13 protein-coding genes are annotated in these 13950 nt (G+C 72.8%); 6 read left to right on the top strand and 7 right to left on the bottom strand.

Going from position 1 to position 13950, the window contains the following annotated elements:
- Nucleotides 1-46: 46 nt before the first annotated feature.
- A complete protein-coding gene (gene miaA / locus ACWDYJ_RS02510) occupies nucleotides 47-985 on the bottom strand; it encodes a tRNA (adenosine(37)-N6)-dimethylallyltransferase MiaA (RefSeq protein WP_451563598.1) in 939 nt (312 codons plus the stop codon).
- 176 nt (nucleotides 986-1161) lie between these two features.
- Here miaA and ACWDYJ_RS02505 point away from each other — a divergent pair, with 176 nt between their 5' ends.
- Together ACWDYJ_RS02505 and ACWDYJ_RS02500 are read left to right on the top strand one after the other, a co-directional pair.
- A complete protein-coding gene (locus ACWDYJ_RS02505; protein WP_451563597.1) occupies nucleotides 1162-1395 on the top strand; it encodes a hypothetical protein in 234 nt (77 codons plus the stop codon).
- Nucleotides 1396-1421: 26 nt separating this feature from the next.
- Nucleotides 1422-1664 carry an antitoxin gene (locus tag ACWDYJ_RS02500; protein ID WP_451563596.1) on the top strand — a complete coding sequence of 81 codons (243 nt, stop codon included), beginning with the start codon at nucleotides 1422-1424 and terminating at the stop codon, nucleotides 1662-1664.
- 98 nt (nucleotides 1665-1762) lie between these two features.
- Here the strand turns inward: ACWDYJ_RS02500 and ACWDYJ_RS02495 are convergent, their stop codons facing one another.
- Together ACWDYJ_RS02495 and miaB are read right to left on the bottom strand one after the other, a co-directional pair.
- Entirely contained in the window at nucleotides 1763-2464 is a 702-nt protein-coding gene (locus ACWDYJ_RS02495) for a class III extradiol dioxygenase subunit B-like domain-containing protein (protein WP_451563595.1), read from the bottom strand.
- Nucleotides 2465-2563: 99 nt separating this feature from the next.
- The gene (gene miaB / locus ACWDYJ_RS02490) at nucleotides 2564-4072 is read right to left on the bottom strand and encodes a tRNA (N6-isopentenyl adenosine(37)-C2)-methylthiotransferase MiaB (protein ID WP_451563594.1); all 1509 of its coding nucleotides are present in this window, start codon (nucleotides 4070-4072) and stop codon (nucleotides 2564-2566) included.
- A gap of 86 nt (nucleotides 4073-4158) precedes the next feature.
- Between miaB and ACWDYJ_RS02485 the strand changes: the two genes are divergently transcribed.
- Entirely contained in the window at nucleotides 4159-5154 is a 996-nt protein-coding gene (locus tag ACWDYJ_RS02485; RefSeq protein ID WP_451563593.1) for a TAXI family TRAP transporter solute-binding subunit, read from the top strand.
- On the opposite strand, the gene ACWDYJ_RS02480 is transcribed toward ACWDYJ_RS02485, so the two are convergent.
- Both ACWDYJ_RS02480 and ACWDYJ_RS02475 read right to left on the bottom strand, forming a co-directional pair.
- The gene (locus tag ACWDYJ_RS02480) at nucleotides 5144-6142 is read right to left on the bottom strand and encodes an ROK family protein (RefSeq protein ID WP_451563592.1); all 999 of its coding nucleotides are present in this window, start codon (nucleotides 6140-6142) and stop codon (nucleotides 5144-5146) included. The genes ACWDYJ_RS02485 and ACWDYJ_RS02480 overlap by 11 nt on opposite strands.
- Before the next feature lie 27 nt (nucleotides 6143-6169).
- A complete protein-coding gene (locus tag ACWDYJ_RS02475; RefSeq protein WP_451563591.1) occupies nucleotides 6170-7198 on the bottom strand; it encodes a LacI family DNA-binding transcriptional regulator in 1029 nt (342 codons plus the stop codon).
- Between the two features lie 283 nt (nucleotides 7199-7481).
- Between ACWDYJ_RS02475 and ACWDYJ_RS02470 the strand changes: the two genes are divergently transcribed.
- Nucleotides 7482-8732 (top strand): glycoside hydrolase 5 family protein, encoded by a 1251-nt coding sequence (locus ACWDYJ_RS02470; protein ID WP_451563590.1) that lies wholly within the window; start codon nucleotides 7482-7484, stop codon nucleotides 8730-8732.
- Between the two features lie 23 nt (nucleotides 8733-8755).
- Nucleotides 8756-10888: an endo-beta-N-acetylglucosaminidase gene (locus tag ACWDYJ_RS02465; RefSeq protein ID WP_451563589.1), complete on the top strand. Its 2133-nt coding sequence runs from the start codon at nucleotides 8756-8758 to the stop codon at nucleotides 10886-10888.
- A 59-nt stretch (nucleotides 10889-10947) separates the two neighbouring features.
- Here the strand turns inward: ACWDYJ_RS02465 and ACWDYJ_RS02460 are convergent, their stop codons facing one another.
- The gene (locus ACWDYJ_RS02460) at nucleotides 10948-12360 is read right to left on the bottom strand and encodes an ATP-binding protein (RefSeq protein WP_451563588.1); all 1413 of its coding nucleotides are present in this window, start codon (nucleotides 12358-12360) and stop codon (nucleotides 10948-10950) included.
- 10 nt (nucleotides 12361-12370) lie between these two features.
- The gene (locus tag ACWDYJ_RS02455; RefSeq protein WP_451563587.1) at nucleotides 12371-13087 is read right to left on the bottom strand and encodes a response regulator transcription factor; all 717 of its coding nucleotides are present in this window, start codon (nucleotides 13085-13087) and stop codon (nucleotides 12371-12373) included.
- A gap of 294 nt (nucleotides 13088-13381) precedes the next feature.
- Here ACWDYJ_RS02455 and ACWDYJ_RS02450 point away from each other — a divergent pair.
- The coding region (locus ACWDYJ_RS02450; protein ID WP_451563586.1) for an amino acid ABC transporter ATP-binding protein at nucleotides 13382-13950 on the top strand (569 nt) is incomplete at its 3' end.

Genomic DNA, 13950 nt, shown 5'->3' with positions numbered 1-13950 from the left:
CCGGGCTCCGGGCGGGCGCACGGGGCGTCCCGATGCCATCACGTGATCAGGCTGTAACCGCTCGTTCGACCAACGACTGCGCAAGTCCCGGGAGTTCCGCACGGTCGGCGGCTGCTCCGCTGAGCCAGTGGACGCGGGGGTCACGGCGGAACCACGAGTCCTGCCGACGGGCGAACCGCTTGGTCGCGCGCACCGTCTCGGCCCTGGCCTCCTCCTCGGTGCACTCCCCGGCGAGCGCGGCCAGTACCTGCTGGTAACCGAGCGCGCGGGAAGCGGTGACGCCGTCACGCAACCCCTGGGCCTCCAGGGTGCGGACCTCGTCCACCAGCCCGGCCTCCCACATGCGGTCCACCCGCAGCGCGATCCGCTCGTCGAGTTCGGGCCTGCCCACGTCGACGCCGATCTGGACGGTGTCGTAGACGGACTCGTGGCCGGGCAGGTTGGCGGTGAAGGGCCGTCCGGTGATCTCGATGACCTCCAGCGCCCGGACGATGCGGCGGCCGTTGCTGGGCAGGATCGCGGCGGCGGCTGCCGGGTCGGCGGCGGCGAGACGGGCGTGGAGGGCGCCGGGGCCGCGCAGGGTGACCTCCTCCTCCAGCCGGGCCCGCACCTCGGGATCGGTGCCGGGGAACTCCATGGCATCCAGGGCGCCGCGGACGTACAGGCCGGATCCGCCGACGAGGACGGGGGTGCGGCCCTCGGCGAGCAACTTGTCGATCTCGGCGCGGGCGAGGCGCTGGTACTCGGCGACGCTGGCGGTCTCGGTGACGTCCCAGACGTCGAGGAGGTGGTGCGGGACGCCGCCGCGTTCCTCGGGCGTCAGTTTGGCGGTGCCGATGTCCATCCCCCGGTACAGCTGCATGGAGTCCGCGTTGACGACTTCGCCGTCGAAATGGCGGGCCAGGGCTACGCCCAAGTCGGACTTTCCGGCCGCGGTGGGACCGACGACGGCGATGACCCGCGGGGCGGGGGCTGGATTCCTCACTGACACAGTCTCGCAAACCCCACGGCATGTACCCGATCGAGTTACGTGACGGGGTGGGGGCGGGGTCGTTGCCTTCAAGAGGTTCCGGCCCGGCGTACGCCTGGCGTGCACCTGGTGGAGGCCGGTCCGGCCAAGGCGGAACTTCACTCGCACGAGTAACGTTATGGGAGTTGGACATGGGCGTTTTTGATCGGTTTTTTGGCCGTAAGGACGAGGTAGCGACCGAGACGACGGTCGCGGCCGAGGCCGCCCCGGCGGAGACGCTGGAGGCGCAGACCGATTCGGCCCCACAGGCCGAGGAGGCCGAGGCGGCGGCCGGGACTCCGACGGCGGAAGCCGTGGAGATCCCGAAGCAGCAGTCGGCGGAGGTCGTCGCGGACAGCGAGGCCGGCGAGGGCGCCCGTACGTAGGAGCCATTCCCGATGGAAGGTGACCCATGGGCCTGCTGGACACTCTGAAGGCCAAGCTCGCTCCGGCGAAGGACAAAGTCGGAGACCTCGCGCAGCAGCACGAGGGCAAGATCCGCGAAGGTCTGGACAAGGTGGCCAAGGTCGCGGACTCCAAGACCAAGGGCAAGTACAGCGGCCGGATCACGAGCGGTGCGGGCAAGGCGAAGGACGCCCTGGGCAAGATCGCGCACAAGGACACTCCCGGCGGGCCGACGCCGCCGGCGGCCTGACACGGTCCCGGAAGGGGGCGTGGGATCAGCCGATCCCACGTCCCCTTTCTCGTGTCCGGCGCTCGCGTCCGGCGCTCGTCGGTGCCGGGTGCTCCGTGTCAGGACCAGGCGGCCACGAAGTATCCGACCCCGTACGGGGCGTCCTCGTACAGCAGCCGTCCGTCGAGGCCCGCGCTCCCGGCGGCGCCGGCGAGGACCCGCCAGGGGGCGCGCCCGGCGGCCTGGAGTTCGTGTGCGAGCCGGTCGTCCAGCGCCGCGAGCGCGGCCGTGTCGGCGCTCCCCAGAGCGCGGGCGACGGACGCGTCGAAGGCGGCGGCCCGCTCGTCGAAGTAGCCGGGGGCCTTGACGCTCCGGCAGGCGCTGCCGTCACCCATCACGAGCAGCGCGACCCGGTCGGCGCGACCCGCGAGCTCCTCCCCGGTGGCTCGGCACAGGTCCGGTTCGAGATCCACGGCGACGGCCAGGCCCTCGACCGGTGCGGCGGACCAGCCCACCCGGGCCAGCAGCCAGGCCGCCACGGCGAGGGAGGACGGCAGCCGGGGGCCATCGGCCTCACCGGAGCCCAGGCGTACGGAGAGGTCCACGCCGAATCCGGCGAAGGAGCCCGCCGCACCCTGCGGATACACCGCGCCGTCCTCGGCCGGTCCGACGACGACCAGCAGGTCGGGCCGGGACGCGGCGAGCACGGCCAGGGCGTCGGAGCAGGCGGTTCGGGCGTCCCGCAGTTCATCGGCGGCCCCGGCCGCGACCTGCGGCACGAGCAGCGGCGGACACGGACACACGGCGGCGGATACGAGCATGATCCGCAGCCTAACGCGGTCCCGGGCGGGCGGGGCCGGGCGGCCGGTCCCGGGCGGGCACCGCCCCGTTCGACCCCCGGCCCGCCGGGGATCCGGGGATCAGCCCTGGGGGGCCGCGCAGCCCGAGGTGGCGACCGGCAGCGGGGCCGGGACGCCCAGGGTGGGGATGCCGAGCAGTACGCCCGCAGGCTGGGCCGGGGCGGCGTTGCGCTTCTCCCAGGCGTCGCCGGCGCGGGTGCGGCGTACGGTCAGGGTCGGGCCCTCGGCCAGCAGGTGGTGCGGGGCGGCGTAGGTGATGTCCACAGTGACCACGTCGCCGGGGCGGACCTCCGCCTCCGGCTTGGTGAAGTGGACCAGGCGGTTGTCGGGGGCGCGGCCGGACAGGCGCAGGGTGGCGCCGTCCTTGCGGCCCTCGCCCTCCGCGACCATGACCTCCAGGGTGCGGCCGACCTGCTTCTTGTTCTCCTCCCAGGAGATCTCCTCCTGGAGGGCGACCAGGCGCATGTAGCGCTCCTGGACGACTTCCTTGGGGATCTGCCCGTCCATCTCGGCGGCCGGGGTACCGGGGCGCTTGGAGTACTGGAAGGTGAAGGCGTTGGCGAAGCGGGCCTCACGCACGGTGTGCATCGTCTGCTGGAAGTCCTCCTCCGTCTCACCGGGGAAGCCCACGATGATGTCGGTGGAGATCGCGGCGTGCGGGATCGCGGCGCGGACCTTCTCGATGATGCCGAGGAAACGCTCCTGCCGGTACGAGCGGCGCATCGCCTTGAGGATCGGGTCGGAGCCGGATTGCAGTGGCATGTGAAGTTGCGGCATCACATTTGGCGTCTCGGCCATGGCCGCGATCACGTCATCGGTGAAATCGCGCGGGTGCGGCGAGGTGAAGCGGACCCGCTCCAGACCCTCGATCTGCCCGCAGGCGCGCAGCAGCTTGCTGAACGCCTCGCGGTCGCCCAGGTCGGAGCCGTACGCGTTCACGTTCTGGCCGAGCAGCGTGATCTCCGAGACGCCCTCCGCGACCAGGGCCTCCACCTCGGCGAGGATGTCGCCGGGACGGCGGTCCTCCTCCTTGCCGCGCAGCGCCGGAACGATGCAGAAGGTGCAGGTGTTGTTGCAGCCGACGGAGATCGAGACCCAGGCGGCGTACGCGGACTCGCGGCGGGTCGGAAGCGTGGAGGGGAAGGCCTCCAGCGACTCGGCGATCTCGATCTGAGCCTCCTGCTGGACGCGGGCGCGCTCCAGCAGCACGGGCAGCTTGCCGATGTTGTGCGTGCCGAAGACGACGTCGACCCAGGGAGCCCGCTTGACGATCGTGTCGCGGTCCTTCTGCGCGAGGCAGCCGCCGACGGCGATCTGCATGCCCGGGCGCTTGGTCTTCATCGGGGCGAGCCGCCCGAGGTTGCCGTACAGCTTGTTGTCGGCGTTCTCGCGGACGGCGCAGGTGTTGAACACGACGACGTCGGCGTCACCGTCCGAGCCTTCGGGCGCACGCGTGTAGCCCGCGCCCTCCAGCAGACCGGAGAGCCGCTCGGAGTCGTGCACGTTCATCTGGCACCCGTAGGTGCGCACCTCGTACGTTTTCACAGTCGCCTCGCCCTCAACACTCACCCGACAAGGGTAAGGCCCCGCGCCGGGCCGCCGGTGCCGTCGCCCGTTCGTGACAGGACGGCGGGCGGGGTGGCAGGATCGCCGCCATGCCCCTCGCACCTCCCCACCTCAGCAGGCGCCACCTCCTGCGGGGGCTGGTCGCCGTACTGGCCGTCCTCGCGGCGCTGGTGTGGTGGCTGAGGCCCTTCGGGGAGCCGGAGCTGAAGGGCGATCTCACCTTCAGCACGGGCGTCCGCACCGGCGTCTACCACCGCTACGGGCAGCTGCTGGAGCAGGCGCTCGCGCGCGACATGCCCGGCGTGCGGGTCCGGCTGGAGACCAGTGAGGGCTCGCAGCAGAACCTCCAGCGGGTGGCCGACGGCGAGGCCGACTTCACGGTGGCGACGGCGGACGCGGTCGCCGAGTACCGCATCGACGGGAAGCCCGGTGCGACGCGGCTGCGCGGGTGTGCGCGCCTCTACGACGACTACGTGCAGCTGGTGGTGCCCGCCGGGTCCCCGGTGCAGTCGGCGCGGGACCTGCGCGGCAAACGCGTCGCGGTCGGCCAGAACGGCTCCGGCGTGCGGCTGATCTCCGAGCGGCTGCTGACGGCGGCCAAGCTGAACCCGGCGCGCGACATCACCCCGGTGGCGATCGGCATCGACACCATGCCGGCCGAGCTGGAGGCGGGACGGATCGACGCCTTCTTCTGGTCGGGCGGGCTGCCGACGAACGCGGTGCGGGAGCTGTCGGAGCGGTTCGAGATCCGCCTCGTGCAGCTGGGTGACCTGGTGGAGCCGCTCCAGGCCGGCGGGAGTCCGGCGCGGTACTACCGGGCGGCGGTGATGCCGCAGGACGCGTACGCGCGGGCCCGCAACACCTCGGCGGTGGCGACGGTGGCGGTGCCGAACCTGCTGGTGACGCGGGAGGACACCGGGGCGGAGCTGACGGAGCGGTTCACGCGGACGGTGATCCTCAGCCGGGACCGGATCGGGCACGAGGTGCACGCGGCGCAGCTGGTGGACCTGCGGACGGCGATCTACACCGACCCCTTGCCCCTGCACGAAGGGGCCCGGCGGTACTACCGGTCGGTCAAGCCGTAGGGGCTTGACCGGGGAGCAGCATCATCGCGGCGGCGGCCGCGCCGATCAGTCCCGCGTGGGTGCCGAGGGTGGCGGGGACCACCTGGAGGTCCTGGACGAAGGACAGGGTGGCGTACGAGGCCAGGTGCCGCCGGATCGGCTCGAAGAGGGTGTCCCCCGAGGCGGCGACGCCGCCGCCGATGACCGCGATGTCGGTCTCGACGAGCGTGGCGGTGGCCGCGATGGCGGCGGCGAGGGCGCGGCCCGCGCGGTCGAAGGCGGCCAGCGCGACCGGGTCGCCCTTCGCGGCGGAGGCGGCGACGCCCGCGGCCGAGGGGTCGGGGCCGGTCCAGCCCTGGGCGCGGGCCCAGCGGGCGATGGCGGTGCCCGAGGCGAGGGACTCGACGCAGCCTCGGCCGCCGCAGACGCACGGTTCGCCGTCGAAGGCGACGCTGATGTGGCCGATGTGACCCGCGTTGCCGGTGGGGCCCGGGTGGAGCCGGTTGTCCAGGATCAGGCCGCCGCCGACGCCGGTGGAGACCACCATGCACAGCGCGTTCGCGTGGCCGCGGGCCGCGCCGAGCCAGTGTTCCGCCGCCGTCATCGCCACGCCGTCGCCCGCCAGGACGGTGGGGATGCGGGCGCCGCGGGCGCTGAGTTCGGCGGCGACGCGGGCCTGGACGGGGAAGTCGCGCCAGGCCGCGATGTTGACCGGGCTCACCGTGCCCCGCGAGGTGTCCACGGGGCCCGCGCTGCCGATGCCGCAGCGGACGGCCTGCGGCCACAAGGGCGCTTCGGACAGCTCCGCGACGACCTCGCCGACCGCCGCCATCACCGCGTCCGCGTCCGTCCCGCGCGGGGTCGGACGGCGGGTCGTGGCGGTCATCGTGCCGTCGGGGTGGACCAGCGCGCCGGCGATCTTCGTGCCGCCGATGTCGATCGCCACGGTCGGGCCGGTGACCGCGGCGACGGTGCGCGGCACGGGGAAGGCTGAGGTGGGACTCGTCACGGTGGCGCTCCTGGCAGGGGTCGGATTTCAGTATGCGGCCGACGGCGGAGCCGTACTCTCGCGGGGTTCCAGCCGGGGCAGTTCGCTCTCCCGGGCCCGCGGCGGGCCTCCGGCGAGGACGGCGAGGAGCTCCTCGGCGGCGAGCCGGCCGAATCCGGCGGTGTCACGGACCAGGGCGGTCAGCCGGGGGTGGGTGACCCGGCACAGGGCCGAGTCGTCCCAGGCCACGACGGACAGCCGGGCCGGTACGGGGATGCCCAGCTCGGCGGCGACCGCGCTGCCCGCCACCGCCATCACGTCGTTGTCGTAGACGAGCGCGGTGGGCGGCTCGGGCTCGGCGAGGACCCGGCGGGTGGCCGCCGCGCCCTCGGTGTCGGAGTAGTCGGTGGGCACCGAGCGCACCTGGGCGGGGTCGAGGCCGAGCCGCGCCGCTTCGGCGCGCAGGGACGCGATGCGGCGCGCGGTGTGGGCGAGGCCGGGCAGGCCCGCGATGTGGGTGATCCGGCGGTGGCCCAGCGCGTGGAGGTGGTCCAGGACCTCGGTCATGGCGCGGGCGTCGTCGGCCCACACCGAGGACACGCCGGGCTCTCCGGTGCCGCCGATCATGACGGCGGGCAGGGCGAGCTGGGCGAGCAGGGCGGGGCGCGGGTCGTGCGTGCGGGGGTCGACGACGAGGACGCCGTCCACGCGCCGTTCGGCCCACCAGCGGCGGTAGAGCGCGCATTCGGCGTCGATGTCCTCGACCACTTGGAACAGCAGGGCGGTCCGGTCGGCCGAGAGCACCTCTTGGATGCCGGAGACGAGCTGGAGGAAGAAGGACTCGACGCCGAGGGTGTGCGCGGGGCGGGCGAGGACCAGGCCGACCGCGCCGGAGCGTTCGCCGGACAGTGCGCGGGCGGCGCTGTTGGGCTGCCAGCCGAGCTCTTCGGCGACCCGGCGGATCCGGGCGCGGGTGGTGTCGGACACGCCCGGGCGGTCGTTGAGCGCGAAGGAGACGGCGCTCTCCGAGACCCCGGCCTGGCGGGCGATGTCCTTGATGGTGGGTCTGCGGGCCATGCCTGCCTCATCCCTCGGTGCGCGGACTGCGATGGGCGGACCATACGCCGAACCGCGCCGGCCGCGTCCGGAATGCGCTTCCCATTTCTGCACGGTCCTTGCGCGAATCCATTGCGGCGAGGTGACTAAAGCGCATTAGCTTACCCAGCTTGAGGCGCGTCCTGCCCGTCTGTCAACGGGACTGAAGCGCTTAAGTCCCCACCCTGAGGCCGTATTGACTCGCCCCATGGAACCCGGCAGGTTGTGGGCACCCGGTGAATTCCTCAGAACTCCAGGAACCCCTATGCGCGACGAACTGCGCTTCGGCGTGAATTACACCCCTGCCCGGGGCTGGTTCCACCACTGGCTGGACTTCGACCTCGACGAGGTCAGGGCCGATCTCGATTCGATCGCCGCGCTCGGGCTGGACCACGTCCGGGTGTTCGCGCTGTGGCCGGTTTTCCAGCCGAACCGCACCCTGATCCGGCCGCGCGCCGTCGAACAGCTCGTCGCGCTCGCCGACGCGGCCGCCGAGCGCGGGCTCGACGTCAACGTCGACGGACTGCAAGGGCACTTGTCGAGCTTCGATTTCCTGCCCGCCTGGACGAGGACCTGGCACCGGCGCAACATCTTCACCGACCCGGACGTGGTGGCCGGGCAGGAGGAGTACCTGCGCACGCTGGCCGGCGCCCTCGCCGACCGGCCGAACTTCCTGGGCATGACCGTCGGCAACGAGATCAACCAGTTCTCCGACTCCCCGCACCCCGACCCCGACCGGATCACGCGGGAGCAGGCTTCCCGCTGGCTGGAGCGGATGCTCGCGGCCTGCGAGGAGGGCGCCCCGGGCCGGTTCCACCTGCATGCCGAGTACGACGCCGCCTGGTACCAGGACGGTCACCCCTTCACCGTGGCGCAGGCGGCCCGGCTGGGCGCGGCGACCGCCGTGCACTCCTGGGTGTTCAACGGCACAGTGCAACGTCACGGTTCAACCGGCACCGCCACCGAGCACCACGCCGCCTACCTGATCGAGCTGTCCAAGGCCTGGGCACTGGACCCGCACCGCCCGGTGTGGCTCCAGGAGGTCGGGGCTCCCGCGCCGCTGATCCGGCCCGAGCACGCCGCGCGGTTCACCGAGGCCACCGTCGCGGGCGCCCTGGACTGCCCCGGCCTGTGGGGCATCACCTGGTGGTGCTCCCACGACGTGTCCCGGCAGCTCGCGGACTTCCCGGAGTTGGAATACGGCCTGGGCCTGCTCACCAACGACCGCCGGACCAAGCCCGCCGGCGCCGCCATCGCCCGGATCGCCGAGGCCTGGCGGGGCCGCCCGCACCGTCCTGCCGTACGGTCGACCGCGCTCGCCGTGGACGTCGGCGGGGCGCGGGAAGCCCCGCGCCGGTCGGTGTGCGCCCCGGGCGGCGTCTTCTTCGAAGCGTGGGCCGCGCTGACGGCCCGGGGGGTGCGCCCGGCGGTGGTCCTGGCCGAGCACGCCGAGGACCGGGCCCACCTGTCCGCGCGCGGCATCACCGAGGTGCTGCGCGTGCACGACGTCACCTGACATCCCCTCGTGAGGAGCCCCGCATGTCCGAGACCGGCAACGGCGTCGATCCTCGTACGCAGTCCCCCTCCCTACGGCCGACCCGGCGCGCGGTGCTGGCCGCCGGGGCCGGAGCCGCCGCCCTGCTGGGCGCACCCGCCCCGGCCCACGCCGCCGCCGCGCCCCGGCCCGGCCCGCAGACCCCCGCCGGCCTGGCGCCGTACGCCTCCTACTGGTTCCCGGACTCGCTGCCGAAGGGCGCCCCGGGCCCCGGGATCGTATGGCGCTCGCTCAAACAGTGGACCCCCGAGAGCGACCCGGACCTCGCGTACAACACCGCGACCGTGCCCCTCGCGCCGCGCTTCACCCCCGTGCCGCCGAACCGGGACGCCCGCAGCGGGCAGGCGCGGATCGCCTCGCTCGTCTCCTTCGGTCCCACCGCGCGGAACCCCTCCCAGGGCTCGCCGACCGCCGATTACTACGCGCTCACGCACTGGGCGTACATCGACGAACTGGTCTTCTGGGGCGGCTCCTCCGGCGAGGGCATCGTGCTCGCGCCGAACGCACCCGTGGTCGACGCCGCGCACCGCAACGGCGTGCGGGTGCTGGGCAACGTGTTCCTGCCGCCCGTCCCCTACGGCGGCGACCTCCAGTGGACGCGCGACCTGGTCCAGCGCGACGCCCTCGGCCGCTTCCCGATCGCGGACAAGCTCGTCGAGGTGGCGCGGACGTACGGCTTCGACGGCTGGTTCGTCAATGCCGAGACGGACGGCGCGGACAGTGGACTGGCGGCGCGCATGCGGGAGTTCCTGCGCGCCCTGCGGGCGGCGGGCGACCCGTACGGCCTGCGCATCACCTGGTACGACGCCATGAACGCCACCGGCAGGGTCGGCTGGCAGGGCGCCCTGAACGAGCTGAACCAGGAGTTCTTCGAGGACCGGGCCGGGAAGGTCGCGGACACGATGTTCGTGGACTTCCGCTGGACGCCTCGGACGCTGGCCGACTCCGGCGCTCTCGCACAGCGGATCGGGCGCGAGCGCCACGAGCTGTGGGCGGGCGTGGACGTGGAGTCCAGGGGCTGGGACTCCGCGGTCCGCTGGGACGCGATCATCCCGCGCGCACGCGACCATGTCGTCAGCTACGGCTTCTACCGGCCCGAGTGGACCCTGGGCCACCTCACGGACCGCTCCCCCGGCGCCTTCCACCGCGCCGACGACCGGTTCTGGACGGGCGAGTCCCTGGACCCGTCCCGGCCCGCGCCCGAGTCCGCCTGGCGGGCTCCCGCCACGGCCGTCGCCGACCGGTCGACCGTCACGGGGCTGCCGTTCGCCTGCTCCTTCAACACCGGGCACGGACAATGGTGGTTTGAAAATGGCAATGTCACAGGTGACAGTGCATGGAACCATCTCGCATTGCAGGATCGCCTGCCCGGTCGCCGCTGGGTCGTGGACACCGACGGCGAACGCCCCTCCGTCACCCTGGACTTCGCGGACGCCTGGCGCGGCGGCTCCAGCCTCCTCGTCGCGGGCGCCCTCACCGCCCCCACCACGGTCGCCCTGCACGCCACCCGGCTCCCCCTCACCCGCTCCACCGTGGCCGAACTCGTCCACTCCACCGGCGCTAGCCCGGTGAGCGTCGAGTTCGGGATCGCCACCCGCGAGGCGGCCGCCCCCGGCGAGGCGGTCCCGTACACCTGGCTGAAGGCGCACTCCCGGTCCACGAGCACCGCTGCCGGCCACGGCTGGCGGACCACCCGCGTCCCCCTCGCCCCGCTGGCCGGCAGGACCGCGTACGCACTGGCCGTACGGATCACCGCGCGCGGGAAGACGCCGGTGTCCTGGCGGCTCGGCGCCGTGACGATACGCGACACCGCCCACCAGCGGCGCCCTGCCCCGCCCGCCCGCCTGAAGGTCGACGCCTCGGCCCGGCACGACAGCGGCACGGCCGAGCTCCGCCTCTCGTGGGACCGGGCTCCCGGGCCCGTCCGGCACTACGAGTTGTACCGCCTCCTCCCGGACGGCGCCCGCCGCTTCCTCGGCGGCACCTGCGGCACCGCCCTCCACCTGCCCGCCGTCACCCGCGCCGGCCGGCAGGAGACGGCGGCCGCCTTCGAGCTGCGGGCCGTGGACGAGGTCTACGCCGTCTCCGCCCCCGCCCGCACCACGTTCGCCTGGTAGGAACTCCGGAGCTCAGGAGATCAAAGTTCAGGAGTTCAGAAGTTCAGGGATTCAGGGGTTCACGGGCTCTTCGGGTCGGTGCGCGGCACGGACACGGTCACCCGCAGCCCGTGCGGCGGGTTGGTCTCGTAGGAGATCGACCCGCCCCCCGCGGCGAGCAGCGCGCGGGAGATGGACAGGCCGAGCCCGGAGCCCTTGATGTTCTGGTGCCGGCCGCTGCGCCAGAAGCGGTCGCCGACGCGCAGCAGTTCCTCTTCGGTGAGGCCGGGACCCCGGTCGGCGACGACGACGAGCGCGCTGCGCCCGGCCGCGGACACCGAGACCTCGACCTCCTCCCCGGCGGGCGTGAACTTCAGCGCGTTGTCGATGACGGCGTCGAGCGCGCTGGACAGGGCGATCGGGTCGGCCCAGCCGGTGACGGCGGCCCGGCCCGTCTCGGTGATCCGTACGCCCTTCTCCTCGGCGTACGGGCGCCACGCGGCGACGCGTTCGGCGGTGAGCGCCCCGATGTCGGTGAGGCTGATCTCGGCGGAGGCGTGCTCGGCCAGCGCCAGGTCCAGCAGGTCGTCCAGGACCCGGGCCAGGCGCTTGCCCTCGGTGCGCACGGAAGCGATCTCCTCGTTTCCCTCGGGCAGTTCGAGGGCGAGCAGTTCGATGCGCAGGAGCAGCGCGGCGAGCGGGTTGCGCAGCTGGTGGGAGGCGTCCGCGACGAACGCCCGCTGCTGCTCCAGTACCTCTTCGACGTTGTCGGCCATCTCGTTGAACGAGCGGGCCAGGCGTCTGAGTTCCGGCGGCCCGCCGGCGGCCGCGACGCGCGAGTTCATCCGCCCGGTCGCGATGCCGTGGGCGGCCGCGTCCAGGGTCCGTACGGGTTTCAGGACCCAGCTGGTGAGCCGCAGGGCGGCACCGAAGGCGACCAGCATGGCCGCGGCGAGCCCGGCCGCGGTGTAGAGCCAGCCCTTCAGGATGCGGCCGCGCATGAGGTCGGTGGGTGATTCGGTGGCGACGACGGCGACGACGTCCCCGTCGAGCACGACCGGGGAGGCGACGAGCAGTCGGCCGTCGGTCTGCCACGGCCACACCTGCGCGGGGTCGTGACTGCGCCGCCCGGCCAGGGCCTCCGCGAAGGCCAGGCGGTCCGGCCCGGACTCGGGAAGCTGCCACCATCCGGGAGCGCGGACCATGGCGTTGTCGTCGCGGTAGAAGATGCCGACGCGGATGCCGTACGTCTCCTGGTAGCGGGCGAGTTCGAGCTGGAGGGTGTCGCGGCGTTCGTCGGCGCCGGTGGAGCCGGATCCCTCGGCGTCGACGACGAACTGGGCGAGGGCGGCGAAGCGGGCGCTGTCGTCGATCCGGTCGACCACCACCCGCTGCTGCTGTCCGGCGGCCAGGCTGACCGCGAGCGGGATGCCGAGCGCGAGCAGCACGCCCGCCATGAGGACGACGAGGAGGGGGAGCAGCCGGGCGCGCACGGCGGGTCCGCTAGGGCGCGGGCGGGGTGACGAGCCGGTAGCCCACCCCGCGGACGGTCTCGATGAGGGCGGGCAGGCCGAGCTTGGAACGCAGCGAGGCCACGTGTACTTCGAGGGTGCGCCCGGTGCCTTCCCAGCTGGTGCGCCAGACCTCGCTGATGATCTGCTCGCGGCGGAAGACGACGCCGGGGCGCTGCGCGAGCAGGGCCAGCAGATCGAATTCCTTGCGGGTGAGCGGTACGTCCAGGCCGTTGACGCTGACCCGGCGGGTGGGCAGTTCGATGCCGACCGGGCCGAGGCGGACCAGGGCAGGCGATCCGGTCCCGGTGGCGGCGGCCTCCTCGGAGGCGCCGGTGCGCCGGGCGACGGCGTGGATGCGGGCGAGGAGTTCGCCGGTGTCGTAGGGCTTGACCACGTAGTCGTCGGCGCCCATGTTCAGGCCGTGGATGCGCGAGCGTACGTCGGCCCGCGCGGTCACCATGATCACGGGCGTGGCGGTGCGCTTGCGGATCTTGCCGCAGACCTCGTAGCCGTCCTGGTCGGGCAGGCCGAGGTCGAGCAAGATCACCCCGTAGGGAGAAACGCAGGGCGGGGCTCCGGCGGGCAGCAGCGCCTGGAGGGCCTCCTCGCCGCTGCGGGCGTGGGTGACCTGGAAGCCGTGCCGGGCGAGGATCGCGGACAGGGCGGCGGCGACGTGGTCGTCGTCCTCGACGAGCAGCAGTCTCACGGTCGGCCCCCTCTCCTCTTCGTCCTCGCGGGTTTCCGTACGGATGGCACACCCTGCCAGATGGCCACCCTGCATCCATGCCGATGCGCAGGCCCACGTCAAGAGGGTTTCGGCCCTGCGCGGCTTCCGTTATGCACCCGGTACGAGTACAACGGAAGGCGCCGACGGCCCGCGCACGGAGGGTATCCGGATGAGGCCGGATCGTTATCCTCAATTCTCCCTCAGATGTGGTGACGATGTGCGCATCTCGTCACTACTGTCCTCCCAACCGACGGAGGACGGAGCAAGAGGCCGATGAGCGGAGTATCAGTGACCAAGGACGTGCAGGACGCGGCCGGTGCCGCGGACGGCCTGGTCGTACTGAGCAACGTCAACAAGCACTTCGGCGCGCTGCACGTGCTTCAGGACATCGATCTGAGCATTGCCCGCGGTGAGGTCGTCGTGGTGATCGGTCCCTCGGGATCGGGCAAGTCCACGCTGTGCCGGACCATCAACCGCCTGGAGACGATCGACTCGGGCACCATCACGCTCGACGGGAAGCCGCTGCCGGCCGAGGGCAAGGAACTCGCCCGGCTGCGCGCCGACGTGGGCATGGTCTTCCAGTCGTTCAACCTCTTCGCGCACAAGACGGTGCTCCAGAACGTCATGCTGGGCCAGCTCAAGGTCCGCAAGGCGGACCAGGCCGCCGCCCTGGAGAAGGCGAAGTCGCTGCTGGACCGGGTGGGCGTCGGCTCGCAGGCCGACAAGTACCCGGCACAGCTCTCGGGAGGCCAGCAGCAGCGCGTGGCGATCGCCCGCGCGCTGGCGATGGACCCGAAGGTCATGCTGTTCGACGAGCCGACCTCGGCGCTCGACCCGGAGAT

Source organism: Streptomyces sp. NPDC003042 (assembly GCF_053591315.1).
This window is presented reverse-complemented; position numbering and strand designations above follow the sequence as displayed.